The sequence below is a fragment of the Blastococcus sp. VKM Ac-2987 genome (assembly GCF_026967805.1).
Lineage (GTDB): Bacteria > Actinomycetota > Actinomycetes > Mycobacteriales > Geodermatophilaceae > Blastococcus.
Genome location: NZ_JAPVBG010000003.1, coordinates 628705 through 644260, shown reverse-complemented (window position 1 = coordinate 644260; position 15556 = coordinate 628705). Strand labels below are relative to the sequence as shown.

Here is a 15556-nt window from a genome sequence, read left to right as displayed (position 1 = left end):
CGGCTGGGGCCTCAGACCCGGGGGTCGGTCCCGCCGTCGTCCTCGCCGTCCTCGTCGCTCTCCCCCGTGCCGTCCTCGTCGCCGTCACCCGTGCCGTCCTCGGGCTCCGGGGTCGTCGGGGCCTCCGTCGTCGCGGTGGGCGGGGTCGTCGGCTCGTCGGTGGGCGTCGGCTCGGTCGGGGTGGTCGGCTCGGTCGCGGTGGGCTCGGTGGGGGTGGTCGGCTCGGCCGGCTCCTCGCCGTCCTCCGTCGGGGTGGTCGGCTCGGCCGGGTCCTCCGTCGGCTCGGCCGGGTCCTCCGTCGGCTCGGTCGGGTCCTCCGTCGGCTCCGTCGGGGGCGTCGGCTCGGCCGGCTCCTCCGTCGGCGTCGGCGTGCCGGTGGCCCCGTCGACCGGGGTGCTGGGGGTCGCGGTCCCGGCTCCGCCGGCCTCGTCCGCCGGGCTGCTGGGTGCGGGCGTCCCCGGTTCCGGCTGCTCGGGGGCCGGGGGCACCGGCCTGGTCGCCGCCGGCTCGGGGCGGGGCACCGGCGCCGGCGCCGGCGCGGGGGCGTCGCCGCCGTCGGCCGGGGTCGGCGTGCTCGGTGCCTCCGGCGGGGCCGCGACCAGGACGACGACCTCGTCGCCCGGCGAGAGCCGCGCACCCGCGCCCTGCACCCCGGTCACGGTCCCCGCGACGCCACCCGGTGCGGGATCCTCTGCCAGCCGCACCGTCAGGCCCAGCGCGCTGAGCTCGGCGACGACCTCCTCGACCGGCCGCCCGACGTAGTCCGCGGCGACCAGGTCGACGACGTCGGTCGGCTGCGACTCCACGGCGCCGGCCGATCCGCCGGGATCGGAGCCGGCGGCACCGATCAGCGCGGCCACGCCCCCGCCGAGCAGGAGGACGGCCAGCAGCGGGAGCGCGACCAGCAGCGCCCGACGGCGCGCCGCGGGCTGCTCCGCCGGTCCGGCCACCCGACGGGCACCGGGGCCCTTCGGGATGGCGACCCCGGGGTGGCCGGCCCCCCGGTGCGCGCCCGTACCGCGCCGCGGCGCCACCCCGTGGCCCGTTGCCACGACGGCCACCGGCCGGGTGAGCGACGCCGTGTCGGGCGGCCCGTGCATCGTCTCCTCGACCGCGTGCAGGAACGCGTTGCCGTCGGGCAGGCGGTCGTCCGGGTTCTTGACCAGCGCGGCGTCGATCAGGGCGCGGACGTCCTGCGGCAGATCGGCGGGCAGCGGCTCGGGGTGCTCCTGCACCTGCTTGAGCGCGACGGTCACCGGGTTGTCGCCGTCGAAGGCGGCGTGCCCGGCCAGCGACTCGTAGCCGACCAGACCCAGAGCGTAGACGTCGCTCGCCGGGCCGACGTGCTCGCCCATGGCCTGCTCGGGCGACATGTACTGCGCGGTGCCGATGACCTGGCCGGTCTGGGTCAGGGGCACGCTCCCCGCCGACCAGGAGATGCCGAAGTCGGTGAGCTTCACGGTGCCGTCGGGGGTGAGCAGGATGTTGGCCGGCTTCACGTCGCGGTGCACCACGCCGGCGGTGTGGGCCGCGGCGAGCCCGGCGGCGGCCTGCTGGAGGACCGCGAGCGCGGCGCTGGTGCCGAGCGAGCCGTCCTCGGCCAGCCGGGCCGACAGCGGCGGCCCGTCGACCAGCTCCATCACCAGGTACGCCAGGTGCTCGCCGGTGCGCTCCGCCGTCGACTCGCCGTAGTCGAGCACGGCGGCGATGTTGGGGTGGCTCAGGCTGGCCGCGTTCCGGGCCTCGGTGCGGAACCGGGCCACGAACACCGGGTTGTCGGCGTACTCGCTGCGGAGCACCTTCACGGCCACCGGGCGGTCCAGCAGCACGTCGCGCGCGCGCCACACCTCGCCCATCCCGCCGACGGCGATCAGATCGCGCAGTTCGTAGCGATCGCCGAGGATCTGCCGGCTGGTGTCGGCCGTGGTCACTCCCGATCCCCTCGTTCTCGTCCCCGCGAGCTGCTCCCCGCCCGTCGCCCCGCGCTCCCCTGGGTGCCCGTTCGCGGCGGACCTGAACCCCCGCCGCGCCCGGGGACGTCAGACTGGACCCGTGCTCGCACCCCCTTCCCGGCCGTTCGCACAGGTCCGCGGCGTGGTCCGGCTGCTCAACACCGCCGGTGGCCGGGTGCTGTGCCTGGCCGGAGAGGTCGACGACGACGCCGTCGCCGCGTTCCTGCACCGCTACGGGGGTGAGCCGGTGCGGGTCGACGCCGTCGACGCGGGATCGGTGACCGGGCTGTCGTCCGCCGGGCGGCAGCTGCTGGTCGACCACCTGGACGCCGCGGCGGCGCGCACCGGCCGCCCGCTGCCGGTGCGCCGCTCGCCGGAGCTGGCGCGGGCGCTGGCCGAGGACGGGACCCGCCGCGCCACCCGTCCCGGCTGATCGGGCGGGTCGGCGCCCCGACCGGCGTGCGCGCCGTGGCCGTGCCGGTGCCGGCGCGCCCGGTCGTCCGCAGGCCGGCGGGACGACGTCCAGGACCCTGACGGGCCCCGGGCCCGACGGGCCCGGGGCCACGTCGCTCAGCCCAGGTAGTTCACGTGCACGTGGTCGAAGTGGTTGGCCGTGGCGCTGCCGCGGTTCTCCATCGCCTTCCAGGACCCTCCGGCGGAGGACAGCATCCGCTGCTGCCAGATCAGGTAGTCCACGCCGAGCTCGTCCCAGTGCGCCCGGTGGTAGGCGACGATCGCGTCGCCGAGAGCGGCGTTCGACATCACCATGTAGTCCAGCGCCAGGCCGGACGGGTGGCCGCCCGGGTCGGCCGCGCTCGCCCGCGTGCCGCCGAGGGTGATGCCGGCGGCGCCGGGCACGTTGCTGACCACGGCGTCGGCCGCCGCCTGCACCTGCGGCCGGTGGCTCCCGGCGGTGTTGGTGATCTTGGCGACCGCCGAGGCGGCCACCGAGGCGGCGGCCGTGGCGGCGGCCGTGGTGGCGGCGCGGGCCTGCTGGCTCGGGCTGGCGGCCGCGGCCGCGGGCGCCGGAGCGGCAGCTGCAGCGGACGCCGCAGCGGCTGCGGCGGCGGCCTTCGCCTCCTCCTCCGCCTTGGCCTTCGCCTCGGCCTCGGCCCGTGCGGCGGCCTCCGCCTCGGCCTTCTGCCGGTCGAGCTCCGCCTGGTCGGCGGCGGCCTGGGCCTGCTGCGCCGCGGCCTGCTCGGCGTCGCGGGTGCTGCGGCTGGCGGTGAGGTCCTGCAGCGGCGCGAGGTCCTCGGTCACGTCGATCGGGCCGGACTGCGCGGTGAGCCCGAGCTCCTGCGCGACGCTCAGCGACTGCGGCGCGTCCGCCTCGGCCTGCGCGGCCGGTTCGACGCCGACGAGGAGGTTGACCAGCAGGGCGCCGGCCGCGGCCACGCCCAGGTAGACGGCGGGGCGACGGACGTTCGCGGGCGACCGGCGACGGCCGGAGGTGGTGGTGCGGGGATTCATGGGTACGGGGGCTCCGAGGGTGTCACGCGGCCGGCCGGAGGGCGGGCCGCGGCGGGGTGCGGGCAGCAGTGCGCCGACGTCGGGCCGGCTGGGTGGGCCACCGGGGGACGGCGAGGAGCCGGTCGAGCGGGAGGTGCTCGGAGGTGGCCGGTCAGCGGGGCGGGACGCCGGGTGCGCGGGCGATCAGCTCAGCGGGCGCACCTGGCTGCGGTGGTGCCGGCGGGCGCTGGGGCGTGCGGCGGTGCAAGGGCGCGCCATGCGGCGGCTCTCCGTTTCTTCCGATGCCGCCTACCGGGTTAGCTGACGGATTCGGGCGTGGAAGTCGCCCTACCCGCGCCGCGACGTGCGCGGCGCGCGATTCACCCCAGTGCTGCGGTGGGTCCCCGGCTCCCCCTCAGCGCGATGGCTGCGGGCGACTCGGCGGCGCCGATCGGACTCCCCGGATGGGGACGTGGCGACCGATCGGACCCGGCCACGGTAACCGCCGTTATGCATACGTGACAATCGATCGGCGGCTAATTCCACGGCGTGACGTGTGTCGCGTGCCGGATCCGGCCCGGTCGGAGGTGTAGGGGCCGCCCCCGCTCAGCCGGCGTCGGCCCACGACCGGACGACGGCGACGTCGAGCGGGAAGTCCACCGGGAAGGCGCCGAACAGCAGGCGCCCGGCGGTGGACGCCGACGCCCGCACCGCCGCCACCACGTCGTCGGCGAGGGCCTCGGGGGCGTGCACGACGACCTCGTCGTGCAGGAAGAACGCCAGGTGCGGCCGGCGCCCCAGCGGACCGTCGCCACCCAGCCGCCAGAGCCGGTTGCGCAGGTCGGCCATCCAGCACAGCGCCCACTCCGCGCCGGTGCCCTGGACCACGAAGTTGCGGGTGAACCGGCCCCAGGCGCGGCGGGCGCGGTCGCGGTCCTCCCGCGTACCCGCCTGCTCCGCCGGCTCGCCGAGGTCCACCGCCCGCTCCGCCCACGACCCGGTGGGCGTCGGCGACCCCCGGCCCAGCAGGGTGTGCACCACCTCGCCGCGCTCGCCGGCCCGGGCGGCCTCCTCGACCAGGCCGATGGCGCGCGGGTAGCGGCGGGTCAGCCGGGGCATCATGCGGCCGCTCTCCCCGCGCGTGCCGCCGTACATCGCCCCGAGGATGCCGAGCTTCGCCTCCGCCCGCGTGGCCACCGCCCCACCGGCGACCATGCCCTCGTAGAGATCCGAGGCGCGCGCCGCCTCGGCCATCGCGGTGTCGCCGCTCATCCCGGCGAGCACCCGGGGCTCCAGCTGGGCCACGTCCGCGACCACGAACCGCCAGCCGTCGTCCGCGACGGCGGCCGGCCGGATCAACGTGGGGACCGAGAGCGCGCCGCCGCCGTTGGACGCCCACCGCCCGGTGACGACCCCGCCGGGCAGGAAGGAGGAGCGGAACCGCCCGTCCCGCACCCAGGCCTCCAGCCAGCTCCAGCCGTTGGCCGTGAGCAGCCGCATCAGCTTCTTGTACTCGAGCAGCGGCGGGACGCCCGGGTGGTCGAGCTGCTCGAGGGTCCACGAGCGGGTGTCGGCGACCGGGAGGCCGGCCTGCTGGAGCGCCCGCAGCAGCTCGGCCGGCGAGTCCGGGTTCAGCCCCGGGGCGCCCAGGGCGGCGCGGATCTCCCCGAGCAGCCGCTCGAGCACCGCGGGGCGCCCGCCGGCCGCCGGGCGCGGGCCGAGCAGCCCGGTCAGCAGGCGCTCGTGCACGTCGGCCCGCCACGGCAGGCCGGTGTGCGTCATCTCGGCGGCCACCAGGGCACCGGAGGACTCCGCCGCGAGCAGCAGCGCGAGCCCGTCGCCCCGCGGGGAGGCGGCGAGGGCCGCCTGCTGCCGGCGGTGCTCGGCCGCCGGGTCGAGCAGGTCGGCCGGGTCGGCGGGCGGGAAGAGCGCCGGGTCGGCCGCCGCGACCGGCTGCAGCGCATCCCACCCGGCGGTGTCGGCACCGGCGAGCAGCGCCTGGTCGGCGAACGGGGACCGCCGGAGGACGGCGTGGGTCAGCCGCAGGTCGGTGCAGCGCTCCACCCGCACCCCGGCCGCCAGCAGCGCCGGGTACCAGCGGGTGGTGTCGTCCCACACCCAGCGGACGGCCGCGGGGGCGGCCTCCCGCGCCGCGACGAGGGCGGGCAGCGCGTCGGCCGGGATCCCGGTGAGCGCCGACGTCGTCCCGTCGTCGGCGAGCTCCGCGACCTCGACCGCGGACTCGCGGCGCCGGAGCACGACCCGCTGCACCCTCGCAGTGTCGCCGACGGCACCGACGCCTACGGGGCCGGTCCCTAGCCGAGCAGCCGGCGAAGGCAGCGGGCCGGCGCGGTGAGGACCGCCCGCACGACGTGCACGCCCAGCCCCAGGAGATCGGCGTACTCGGGCGGCCGCACCGGTGCCGCGGCGACCGGCCCGGCCGACGTCGTCCGCGCGGACGCCGGTCGGGTCGCCGGCCCGCCGGCCGCCGGCGGCTCGGACTCCGCGGGGGCCGGAAGCGGCTCCGGCACGGTCGGGGCATCCGGCAGCAGCAGGTCGACCGCCGACCGGCGGCGCGGCCCGCGCAGCGAGGCGAACGACGGGATGGCCGGCGCGGCCGGGGACTCCGCCTCGTCCGGCGCGGGCGCCTCGGCGGGCGCACCGGCGTGGCCGGCGTCCGCGGTCGGGCCGGCGGCCCCGGGCAGCTGCGCGGGGGGTTCCGGCACGACGGCCCGGATCGCGGCCACCAGGCCCGGGCCGAGCCCGGCGACGGCGGTCAGCTCCCGCCGGGTGAGGGCGGCCAGCGCCGCGACGTCGGTGATCCCCGCGCGGGTCAGCGCGGTCACCGCCCGTCCGGGCAGGCCGAGATCCTGGATCGTCCCCACGGGCAGGTCCGGCGAGCTGGTCGGCATGTCGGCCAACCCTAGCGACGCCGTTCCGGGGCCGCCGACGCGGCGGCCGCTCAGCGGACGGTCACCTCGTAGGTGTGCCCGGCCGCACGCAGCCGCTCGACCAGCACCTCGCCCATCGCCGTGGCCGGCGTGAGGGAGCCGGCGCGGTCGGGCAGCCGGTCGCCGTCCAGGGCGAGCGCGAGGGCGCTCTCGCCGAGCATCACCGCCGTCGCCGCGTAGCCGGGGTCCCCCTTCCCGGCGGCGGTCGCCCGGTACCGGCGGCCGTCCTCGGTGCCGGCGTCGACGATCATGCGGAAGAAGCCCTTCTGCCGGACCGCCTCGCTCGGTCCGCTGCCGGGCGCGGGGAGCACGCGGTCGAGCAGCGCGCGGGTCGGAGCCAGGCTCATGGCGGAGACGGCGGCGACCAGCCCGGCGCTGACCCCGGCCGCGGTCACCGCACCCAGCGGGCCGCGGCCGACGCCCATGACCTCGCCGTAGCGCAGGGACCGCCCGTACGCCCAGTCCTGCAGCGCGTTGCTCCGCCGCACGATGCGGGTGTTGAACGGCGCCATCACGAACGGCGCCGTCCACCGCCCGTCGGGCGTCTGGGACGGCAGGCTCGCGTCCCGCGGCTGAGGTGTGTCCGGCTCGGCCGCCCGGTCCGGGCTCAGCGCGAAGGGGTCGCCGACCACGCGGCGCAGCGCCGGGTCGTCCTGCAGCGCCTCCACCTGGGCGCGCATCGAGTCGATGGTCCCGCCGCTGAACCCGCCCCGGGCGGTGGCGACCAGCTGGACGTCGCGGAGGCCACCCGCGCCGTCGGCCGCGGCCCGCTGCGCCAGCAGGAACACGCTCAGGTCCGAGGGGATGGAGTCGTAGCCGCAGGCGTGGACGATCCGCGCACCGGTCTCCTTCGCGACGGCGTCGCACCGCTCGATCGCGTCCCGGACGAACAGCACCTCGCCGGTCAGGTCGGCGTAGTGCGTCCCGGCGCGGGCGCAGGCCTCGACCACCGGCAGGCCGTACCGGGCGTAGGGGCCGACGGTGGTCGCCAGCACCCGGGTGCTGCCGGCGAGGTCGGCCAGCGACGCCGCGTCGGTGGAGTCCGCCTCCACCAGCGCCCAGCCGCGGCCACCGGCCGGCAGGGCGTCGCGCACCTCCTCCAGGCGCCGCCGGGACCGCCCGGCCAGCGCGATCCGGGTGCCCTCCGGGGCGTGCTCGGCCAGGTAGGCCGCGAGCAGCCGCCCGACGAAGCCGGTGGCCCCGTACACGACCAGGTCGTAGGTCCGTCCGCCATCTGCCATGCCGCCATCCTCACCCGCCCCGGCGGCGTCGGCAGCCCGCGGCCCCCGGGCCCCGCGGTCGCCCGGCGTCCCTCCTCCGGATCTCCGCGGAGAAGCTCCCGCGCTTTCCGCGGAGAAGCTCCTCCCGGTCCGGCGGGGACTCGCACGGCGGCCGGCGCGGGGACGGCGTCGGTGCGGTCGAACCTCTCGAATCGGTCACGGGACGCACCACGCGTCACTGCCCGCCCGGCAGGCACAGGCACCGACGAGCCCGTGCCGATGGAGGTCGCATGGCAGTGCGGCTCGCAACGGTGCGGACCGCGACCCGTCCCCAGGTCGCGGCCCGGACGTCGTCATCCCCCTGGTGGCGGTCGGCGGTGGTCTACCAGGTCTACCTGCGCTCGTTCGCCGACGGGAACGGGGACGGGATCGGCGACCTGGCCGGCCTCCGCTCCCGGCTGCCCTACCTGGCGTGGCTGGGCGTGGACGCGGTGTGGATCAACCCGCACTACCCCTCCGGTGGTGCCGACGGCGGCTACGACATCGTCGACTACCGCGCCGTCGACCCGGAGTACGGGGACGTGGCCGACCTGGAGGCGCTGGTCGCCGAGGCACGCGCGCTCGGCCTGCGCATCGTGCTCGACGTCGTCCCCAACCACACCTCCGACCGGCATCCCTGGTTCCAGGCCGCGCTCGCCGACCCGGACTCCCCCGAGGCGGCCCGCTACCACTTCGCGCCCCCGTCGGAGGAGCCGCCGAACAACTGGCAGTCGCTCTTCGGCGGGCCGGCCTGGTCGCGCACCCCGGACGGCCGCTGGTACCTGCACCTGTTCGCCCCCGAGCAGCCCGACCTCAACTGGCGTGACCCGGCCGTCGCCGCCGACTTCGAGCGGACCCTGCGCTTCTGGCTCGACCGCGGGGTCAGCGGCTTCCGCGTCGACGTCGCCTACGGCCTGTTCAAGGACGCCGGGCTGCGGAACAACCCCGGCGCCTACTCCCCCACGCTCTTCGGCCACGGCCCCGAGCAGGCGATGACCTGGAACCAGCCCGAGGTGCACGACGTCTGGCGGCAGTGGCGGTCGATCTGCGACGAGTACCCGGGCACGATGCTGGTCGGCGAGGTCTGCCTGGCCGACCCGCGCGAGGTCGCCCTCTACTCGCGCCCCGACGAGATGCACCAGTCGTTCTCCTTCCGGCTGCTGAAGTCCCCGTGGTCGGTGGAGTCCTTCGCCGACGGCGTGCGCAGCGCCCTCGACGCGTTCGGCGCGGTCGGCGCCCCGGTGTCCTGGGTCCTCGGCAACCACGACAAGGACCGGCAGGTGACCCGGTTCGGTGGTGGCGCGGTGGGCACCGCCCGCGCCCGGGCGGCGGCGCTGCTGATGCTGGCGCTGCCCGGCTCGGCGTACGTCTACGCCGGCGACGAGCTGGGCCTGCCGCAGGCCGTCGTCCCGGACGAGGCCAAGCGCGACCCGATCTTCTTCCGCAGCGGCGGGGCGCGCCCGGGCCGCGACGGCTGCCGGGTGCCGATGCCCTGGAACCCCTCCCCCGGGGTCGGCTTCTCCACCCGGCCCGCCGAGCCGTGGCTGCCCGTCCCCGACGGGTGGGACCGCTACGCCGTCTCCCGCCAGTCCCGCGACGGCGGCTCGATGCTGATCCTGTACCGCCGCGCGCTCGCCCTGCGCGAGGCCCACCCGGCACTCGGCTCGGGCGAGGCGACGGTGAGCACGCGGGGCGACGTCCTCACCGTGCGGTGCACCGCCGCGGACGGCAGCGCCGTGCGGTGCGTGGTCAACATGGGCTCGGAGACGTCGCTGGTGCGCTCCCGGGGCACCGTGCTGCTGGCCTCCAACACCAGCGTGCGCCGGTCGTCGGCCACCGTGGCGCTGCCGCCGCACACCGCGATCTGGCTCGCCGAGGGCTGACCCCGGCACTGCTCCCGGAGGCGGGCGGCGCCCGTTCAGCCCGCGGCGAGGGCGGCGACCGGGCCGCCGGGCGGGGCCGGCCGCCGGTCCGGCCCGGGTCGGACGACCAGCACCGGGCAGCGCCCGTGCATCACGCAGTGCAGGCTCACCGACCCGAGCAGGAGCCCGCGCAGCGTGCCCCGCCCCCGGCTGCCCACGACGAGCACGTCGGCAGCCCGCGCCCGCGCCACCAGGCCGGCGCCCGCCGCGTCCTCCACGACCACCGTCCGGACGGCGCGCACCGGGTCGGCACCCGCGCGGGCCCGCTCCGCCAGCACGTCGGCGACGACCTGCTCGGTCGCGGCCTGCAGGTCGCGCCGGAGCTCGTCGGCCGGCGGCAGGGCCACCGCCTCGGGCCCCGCCCAGTGGTCGATGGAGGCGAAGGCGGCGACGACCTCCAACTCCGCGCCGCGGCGCGCCGCCTCGTCGAGGGCGACGGCCAGCGCGGCGCGCGAGACGTCCGACCCGTCCACGCCGACCACCACCCGGGGCGGATCGGAGATCCCGACCGGCGGGTGCACCACCAGGACCGGGCAGGCGGCGTGCGTCACGCACTGCAGGGCCACCGAGCCGAGCAGGACGCTGCGGACGGCGCCCCGCCCCCGGCTGCCGACCACCAGCAGCTCGGCCCCGGCGGACAGCTGCACCAGGAGGGGCGCCGCCGGCTCCGCGGACACGACCAGCCGGATGCCGACGTCCCGCACCCCGGGGACGGCGGACACCGCTACCTCCGCTCGCACCTCGTCGAGCAGCGCCCGGGCCTGCGACTCGGTGGCCGCCCGGATCCCGGGCGCGTCCGGGACGGCCAGCGCCCCGGCGCCGGGATCTCCGACCGGCAGCGCGTAGCTCGTGGCGACCTCGACGTCCGCCCCCAGCCGGGCTGCGGCTAGGAGGGCCTCGATCAGCGCGGCCCGTCCGTCGGGCGACCCGTCGACCCCCACCACGACGCGCGGGCGGGCACCGCCGCCCGGCACCTCGACGGGCTCGGCGTCGGGACGGTCGATCGGCACGGTCATGGCACGCCTCCCTCGGCGGCCCGGTCGGCCGGCCACGGAGCCGATCCTGGACGTCCGGGCGGGCGCCGTCAGGGGGCCGACCGTCCCTGGGCGGAGGACCTTCGTCCCCTCCGGTCCGCCGGCCGCCCGTCGCCGGCCGCCCGTCCCCGGCGGCCTGGGACGAGCGGCGCACGGGTCGGGACCTACGGCCCTGCGACACCCGGTCGCGCACGACCGATGGTGGGGTGGCCGGGCCCCGGCCCGCCCGACGACGAGGAGGAGTGATCGTGCCCACCACCGACGAGGACCGCATCGTCGACGTCCTGGACGAGGCGGAGTGTCGCCGCCTGCTCGGCACGGCCGGGATCGGGCGGCTCGGCTTCACCGACGGAGCCCTCCCGGCCATCGTCCCGGTCAGCTTCGCGCTGCACGACGGCAGCGTGCTGATCCCCGGCCGGCTGGGCAACCGCATCGTCGACGCCGTCCGCCGGACGGTGGTCGTCCTCGGGGTGGACGCCTACGACGGCGAGACGCGCACCGGCTGGGGCGTGACCGTGGTCGGGCCGTCCCGGGTGGTCAGCGACCCCGCCCACGTCCTCGCGCACGACCGGCTCGGTCTGCTCTCCCCGCCGTCCGGACCGGGGCGCTGCTACATCGCCGTGCAGATCGGGTTGCTGAGCGGCTGGCGGATGCGGCTGCCGGCCGTCCTCCCGTCCGCCGGTCCCGTGGTCACCGGTTACCCCGCGCAGGCGTGAACCCGGCCGCGCCGGACACCGGTGACCGAGGACCCTGATCGATCCGCCGCCGCCGGTGCTTCGGTGGATCCCGGTGCCCCGACCAGGTCGACCACGCTCTGCACGGCCAGCCCGTGGAAGCCCCAGCGGCGCAGGCCCGCCGCCCGGTCCTCCGCCGGCAGGGGCAGCGTGACCGCCTCGTCGGGCAGGTCGCGGTGGCAGCCGCCGTCGGGGACCAGCACCTCCGCGCAGCGGGGCCAGTGCGCCCGGGCGTCGGCGACGACCTGCAGCTGCCGGGGCAGATGCAGCGGATCGCGATCGGCCTCCGCGCCCAGCCGCTCCAGGAGCGCGTCGTCGGCGACGCGCGCGGAGTCCAGCGCCGGGCTGCCGTGCACGATCCGGTGCGCGACGGCGGTGGGACGCAGGCCGTGCCGCTCGAGGGCGCCGGCGACCTCGTCCAGCGCCCCCGGCCAGCCGCCCGGGCACCGCTCCGCCCGCGGCGGCCCGCCGGGCACGGTGACGCTCAGCCGGGCGTCCGGCCCGTCCGACCCGGCGATGTCGACGTGCAGGCGCAGCGCCGGGTCTCGCACCGCCGCCTTGAGCGACGCGGAGCCGACGTCGGGCGACAGCAGCACGCGGTCCCCGCCCGTCATCCGCGCCCCCTCAGCCGTGTTCGGCGCGCGAGGACCACCGTGCTCGGCAGGTCAGACGGGCTCGACGCCGAAGATCCCGGCCAGGCGCTCGATCTTCCGGGCGCGGCCCAGCCGGGGCAGGTCGCTGCCGTCGCGGATCACCTGGCCGCGGGCGTCGAAGTCGGCGAGGAAGTCGCGCGCCCAGGCGACGTCGGAGGGCGCCGGGCTGATGACCTCGTTGATGACCGGCAGCTGGTCCATGTCCAGGCACAGCTTCCCGGTCAGCCCGAGGGAGACGGTGACGGCGCTCTGCTCCCGCAGCACCGGGAGGCTGCTGCTCACCGTCGGCCCGTCGATCGGTCCGGGGAGGCCACCGATGCGGCTGGCCAGCACCAGGCGGGTCCGCGGGTAGGACATGGCCAGCTCGTCGGCGCTGGTGCCGGTGTCCCGGCGGTAGTCGCCGCTCCCGAACGCGAGCCGGAAGGCCCCGCGGGCGCGAGCGATGTTCACCGCCTCCTCGATGCCGAGGGCCGACTCGACCAGCGCCAGGACCGGCGTGGCGCCACCGAGCCGGTCGAACGTCTCGGTCACGTGCTCGGCGGCCTCGGCCTTGGCGAGCATGACGCCGAGCAGCCCCGGCAGCCCGGCGAGCCCGGCCATGTCGTCGGCCCAGTAGGGCGTGGCGTGGTCGTTGATCCGCACCCAGGCGCTGCGGTCGTCCCGGGCGAGCCACTCGGCGACGCCCTCGCGTGCCTCCCCCTTGCGGGCGGGATCGACGGCGTCCTCGATGTCGAGCACCACCGCATCGGCGCGCGACTCGTGCGCCACGTCGAACAGCTCCGTGCGGGCACCGTTCACCAGCAGCCAGGAGCGCGCGTCCTCGGGACCGACCTTCCGGTTCTTCGCCACGCCGTCCATCCTCGCGCGGATCATGCCGTCGCACCGCTCGGGGGCCCTCCGAGGTACCACGGCGACGTGCACCGGCTCGTCGGCGCGGTCCACTGCCAGGATGGCGGCATGCTGCTCGCCGACGTCGTGGCCGCCTCCACCGCGGTGGCGGCGGCCGGCGGGCGGAAGGCCAAGGCCGCCCTCATCGCCGACGCGCTGCGCCGGGCGGAGGGCGGGGAGGTGCCGGCGGTGACCGCCTGGCTCTCGGGCGAGCCGCTGCAGCGACGGCTCGGGATCGGGTGGCGGTCGCTGGCGGCGCTGACCGGCGGCGCCGCCGCGGCGCCGACCCTGACGGTGGCCGACGTCGATGCCGCGTTCGCCTCGCTCGCCGCCACCTCGGGTGCGGGATCGGCCGCCCGGCGGGAGGCGCTGCTGCGCGGCGTGCTGGCGAAGGCCACCGCCGAGGAGCAGCGGTTCCTGGTCCGGCTCATCACCGGGGAGCTGCGGCAGGGCGCCCTGGAAGGTGTCGTGCTGGAGGCGGTGGCCGCCGCGTCCGGCGTCGCCGCGACCGACGTCCGGCGCGCCTTCATGCTCTCCGGCAGCCTCCCGGCCACGGCGACCACGGCCCTCGACGGCGGAGCCGGCGCCCTGGCGGCGATCACCCTGCAGGTCGGCCGCCCGGTGCGCCCGATGCTCGCCGCGCCCGGGGCCTCGCTCGACGCCGCGCTCACCGACCTGGGGGCGGAGGTGACCGTGGAGTTCAAGCTCGACGGCGCCCGCATCCAGGTGCACCGGGACGGGGACGAGGTCCGCGTCTGGACCCGCACGCTGCGCGAGGTGACCGACGGCGTGCCGGAGCTGGCCGACCGGGTCCGCGCGCTGCCGTGCCGCACCGCCGTCCTCGACGGCGAGACGCTCGCCCTGGACGACGACGGACGCCCGCGGGCGTTCCAGGACACGATGAGCCGCTTCGGCAGCGCGGCGGACGACGCGGGCGTGCTGCTCAGCCCGTTCTTCTTCGACCTGCTGCACCTCGACGGCCGCGACCTGCTCGACGCGCCGCTCGACGTCCGCCTGGACGCCCTCGCCGCGCTGCTCGCCGACGACGCCGCCGCCCCGCTGCGGATGCCCGGGGTCCGGCGGCCGGACCGCGACCAGGCCGCCCAGGTGCTCGAGGACGCGCTCGACGCCGGGCACGAGGGCGTCGTCGTCAAGGACCTGACCGCGCGCTACGCCGCCGGCCGCCGCGGCAAGGCGTGGCAGAAGGTCAAGCCGGTGCACACGCTCGACCTGGTGGTGCTCGGCGCCGAGTGGGGCTACGGCCGCCGCACGGGCAAGCTCTCGAACATCCACCTCGGCGCGCGCGACCCCGACGGCGGGGAGCCGGTGATGGTCGGCAAGACGTTCAAGGGCATGACCGACGAGCTGCTGGACTGGCAGACCCGCACCTTCCCCGAGCACCTGCGGGAGGAGACGCCGGAGGGGGTGTTCCTGCGGCCCGGGCTGGTCGTCGAGATCGCGGTGGACGGCGCCCAGCGCAGCACGCGCTACCCCGGCGGCGTCGCCCTGCGGTTCGCCCGCGTGCTGCGCTACCGGCCCGACAAGACGCCGGCCGAGGCCGACACCCTCCAGGCGGTGCAGGCCCTGGTTGCGGGCGGCTGACCACGCCGGGGTCCCGGCTCAGGCCTCCGCGACGCGCGGCGCGACCTCGGTGCCCAGCAGCTCGATCCCGCGCAGCAGGTCCTCGTGCGCCAGCCTCGGGTTGGTCATCTGGATCGACACGCGGTCGACGCCGCCGAGCTGCCCGGAGATCCGGACCAGCTTCTCGGCGACGCTGTCGGGATCGCCCATGAAGAAGGCGCCGTCGGGCCCGCTGGTGGCGTCGAACTGCGCCCGGGTGGGTGCGGCGAAGCCACGCTCGCGGGAGACCTTGGTGAACAGCTCGTGCCAGCCGGGGAAGATGGTGTCCGCGGCGGCCTGCGTGCTGTCGGCGACGAAGCCGAACACGTGCAGCCCCACCTGCAGCTGCTCCGGCGGGTGGCCGGCGTGCGCACCGGCCCGCCGGTAGAGGTCGATCAGCGGGGCGAACTGCCGGGGCTCGCCGCCGATGATCGCCACCATGAGCGGCAGGCCGAGCAGCCCGGCGCGGGCGAACGACTCCGGCGTCCCGCCCACCCCGACCCAGATCGGCAGCGGGTCCTGCACCGGGCGGGGGTAGACGCCCTGGCCGGTCAGGGCGGGCCGGTGCTTCCCCGACCAGGTGACGTGCTCGGACTCCCGGATGCGCAGCAGCAGGTCGAGCTTCTCGGTGAACAGCTCGTCGTAGTCGCCCAAGCTCAGACCGAACAGCGGGAACGCCTCGGTGAACGAGCCGCGGCCCACCACCAGGTCGATGCGGCCCCCGCTGATCAGGTCGAGGGTGGCGAACTGCTGGAACACCCGCACCGGGTCCGCGGCGCTGAGCACCGCGACCGCGCTGCCCAGCCGGATGCGGGAGGTGCGCGCCGCCGCGGCGGCGAGGATCACCGGCGGCGCGGAGTCGTAGTACTCCGGGCGGTGGTGCTCGCCGATGCCGAAGGAGTACAGCCCCACCCGGTCGGCGAGCTCGATCTCCTCGAGCAGGTGCGCCATGCGCTCCTCCGGGCCGACCACCCGCTCGGTGCGGGGATCGGTGACGGCCGAGACGAAGCTGTCGACGCCGAGGTGCATGGCCGTCCTCCAGGAGTTCGGGTGCGGGCTGGTCGGGCGACCGGTCCTCGCGGCAGTCAACGCCG

General features: G+C 77.2%; 13 protein-coding genes and 1 riboswitch. Of the genes, 4 read left to right on the top strand and 9 right to left on the bottom strand.

Annotation, left to right across the window (positions count from 1 at the left end; all coding sequences use genetic code 11):
* Window positions 1-11: 11 nt before the first annotated feature.
* Window positions 12-1931 carry a protein kinase domain-containing protein gene (locus O2W17_RS18340; RefSeq protein ID WP_269193885.1) on the bottom strand — a complete coding sequence of 640 codons (1920 nt, stop codon included), beginning with the start codon at window positions 1929-1931 and terminating at the stop codon, window positions 12-14.
* A gap of 121 nt (window positions 1932-2052) precedes the next feature.
* Between O2W17_RS18340 and O2W17_RS18335 the strand changes: the two genes are divergently transcribed.
* Window positions 2053-2385 carry a hypothetical protein gene (locus O2W17_RS18335; RefSeq protein ID WP_269193884.1) on the top strand — a complete coding sequence of 111 codons (333 nt, stop codon included), beginning with the start codon at window positions 2053-2055 and terminating at the stop codon, window positions 2383-2385.
* Between the two features lie 137 nt (window positions 2386-2522).
* On the opposite strand, the gene O2W17_RS18330 is transcribed toward O2W17_RS18335, so the two are convergent.
* From O2W17_RS18330 to O2W17_RS18315, 4 genes are all read right to left on the bottom strand, one after another.
* The gene (locus O2W17_RS18330) at window positions 2523-3422 is read right to left on the bottom strand and encodes a hypothetical protein (protein ID WP_269193883.1); all 900 of its coding nucleotides are present in this window, start codon (window positions 3420-3422) and stop codon (window positions 2523-2525) included.
* Window positions 3423-3692: 270 nt separating this feature from the next.
* Window positions 3693-3832: riboswitch (cyclic di-AMP (ydaO/yuaA leader) on the bottom strand.
* Window positions 3833-4007: 175 nt separating this feature from the next.
* Window positions 4008-5672 (bottom strand): bifunctional 3'-5' exonuclease/DNA polymerase, encoded by a 1665-nt coding sequence (locus tag O2W17_RS18325; protein WP_269193882.1) that lies wholly within the window; start codon window positions 5670-5672, stop codon window positions 4008-4010.
* 44 nt (window positions 5673-5716) lie between these two features.
* Window positions 5717-6313 carry a DNA-directed RNA polymerase subunit alpha C-terminal domain-containing protein gene (locus tag O2W17_RS18320; protein WP_269193881.1) on the bottom strand — a complete coding sequence of 199 codons (597 nt, stop codon included), beginning with the start codon at window positions 6311-6313 and terminating at the stop codon, window positions 5717-5719.
* 50 nt (window positions 6314-6363) lie between these two features.
* Window positions 6364-7593, bottom strand: coding sequence for a saccharopine dehydrogenase family protein (locus O2W17_RS18315; RefSeq protein WP_269193880.1), 1230 nt, complete (start codon window positions 7591-7593; stop codon window positions 6364-6366).
* Window positions 7594-7862: 269 nt separating this feature from the next.
* Here O2W17_RS18315 and O2W17_RS18310 point away from each other — a divergent pair, with 269 nt between their 5' ends.
* Window positions 7863-9494, top strand: a complete 1632-nt coding sequence (locus O2W17_RS18310) for a glycoside hydrolase family 13 protein (protein ID WP_269193879.1) — start codon at window positions 7863-7865, stop codon at window positions 9492-9494.
* Window positions 9495-9529: 35 nt separating this feature from the next.
* On the opposite strand, the gene O2W17_RS18305 is transcribed toward O2W17_RS18310, so the two are convergent.
* Window positions 9530-10549, bottom strand: a complete 1020-nt coding sequence (locus O2W17_RS18305; RefSeq protein WP_269193878.1) for a universal stress protein — start codon at window positions 10547-10549, stop codon at window positions 9530-9532.
* A gap of 266 nt (window positions 10550-10815) precedes the next feature.
* On the opposite strand from O2W17_RS18305, the gene O2W17_RS18300 reads away from it, so the two are divergent.
* Complete coding sequence (locus O2W17_RS18300; RefSeq protein ID WP_269193877.1) at window positions 10816-11283, top strand: pyridoxamine 5'-phosphate oxidase family protein; 468 nt, start codon at window positions 10816-10818, stop codon at window positions 11281-11283.
* Here O2W17_RS18300 and O2W17_RS18295 read toward each other — a convergent pair.
* Window positions 11265-11915, bottom strand: a complete 651-nt coding sequence (locus tag O2W17_RS18295) for a hypothetical protein (protein WP_269193876.1) — start codon at window positions 11913-11915, stop codon at window positions 11265-11267. The two genes, O2W17_RS18300 and O2W17_RS18295, sit on opposite strands and share 19 nt — an antisense overlap.
* A gap of 51 nt (window positions 11916-11966) precedes the next feature.
* Window positions 11967-12827, bottom strand: coding sequence for an HpcH/HpaI aldolase/citrate lyase family protein (locus tag O2W17_RS18290; protein ID WP_269193875.1), 861 nt, complete (start codon window positions 12825-12827; stop codon window positions 11967-11969).
* An 84-nt stretch (window positions 12828-12911) separates the two neighbouring features.
* Between O2W17_RS18290 and O2W17_RS18285 the strand changes: the two genes are divergently transcribed.
* Window positions 12912-14444 (top strand): ATP-dependent DNA ligase, encoded by a 1533-nt coding sequence (locus O2W17_RS18285; protein WP_269193874.1) that lies wholly within the window; start codon window positions 12912-12914, stop codon window positions 14442-14444.
* A gap of 18 nt (window positions 14445-14462) precedes the next feature.
* On the opposite strand, the gene O2W17_RS18280 is transcribed toward O2W17_RS18285, so the two are convergent.
* The gene (locus tag O2W17_RS18280) at window positions 14463-15491 is read right to left on the bottom strand and encodes an LLM class flavin-dependent oxidoreductase (RefSeq protein WP_269193873.1); all 1029 of its coding nucleotides are present in this window, start codon (window positions 15489-15491) and stop codon (window positions 14463-14465) included.
* Between the last annotated feature and the right edge of the window lie 65 nt (window positions 15492-15556).

What these genes read in the sequence shown, in the direction of transcription:
- O2W17_RS18330 (WP_269193883.1), bottom strand. Translation starts at nt 3,422, where the DNA reads ATGAATCCCCGCACCACCACCTCCGGCCGTCGCCGGTCGCCCGCGAAC.
- O2W17_RS18320 (WP_269193881.1), bottom strand. Translation starts at nt 6,313, where the DNA reads ATGCCGACCAGCTCGCCGGACCTGCCCGTGGGGACGATCCAGGATCTC.
- O2W17_RS18315 (WP_269193880.1), bottom strand. Translation starts at nt 7,593, where the DNA reads ATGGCAGATGGCGGACGGACCTACGACCTGGTCGTGTACGGGGCCACC.
- O2W17_RS18310 (WP_269193879.1), top strand. Translation starts at nt 7,863, where the DNA reads ATGGCAGTGCGGCTCGCAACGGTGCGGACCGCGACCCGTCCCCAGGTC.
- O2W17_RS18305 (WP_269193878.1), bottom strand. Translation starts at nt 10,549, where the DNA reads ATGACCGTGCCGATCGACCGTCCCGACGCCGAGCCCGTCGAGGTGCCG.
- O2W17_RS18295 (WP_269193876.1), bottom strand. Translation starts at nt 11,915, where the DNA reads ATGACGGGCGGGGACCGCGTGCTGCTGTCGCCCGACGTCGGCTCCGCG.
- O2W17_RS18290 (WP_269193875.1), bottom strand. Translation starts at nt 12,827, where the DNA reads ATGATCCGCGCGAGGATGGACGGCGTGGCGAAGAACCGGAAGGTCGGT.
- O2W17_RS18285 (WP_269193874.1), top strand. Translation starts at nt 12,912, where the DNA reads ATGCTGCTCGCCGACGTCGTGGCCGCCTCCACCGCGGTGGCGGCGGCC.
- O2W17_RS18280 (WP_269193873.1), bottom strand. Translation starts at nt 15,491, where the DNA reads ATGCACCTCGGCGTCGACAGCTTCGTCTCGGCCGTCACCGATCCCCGC.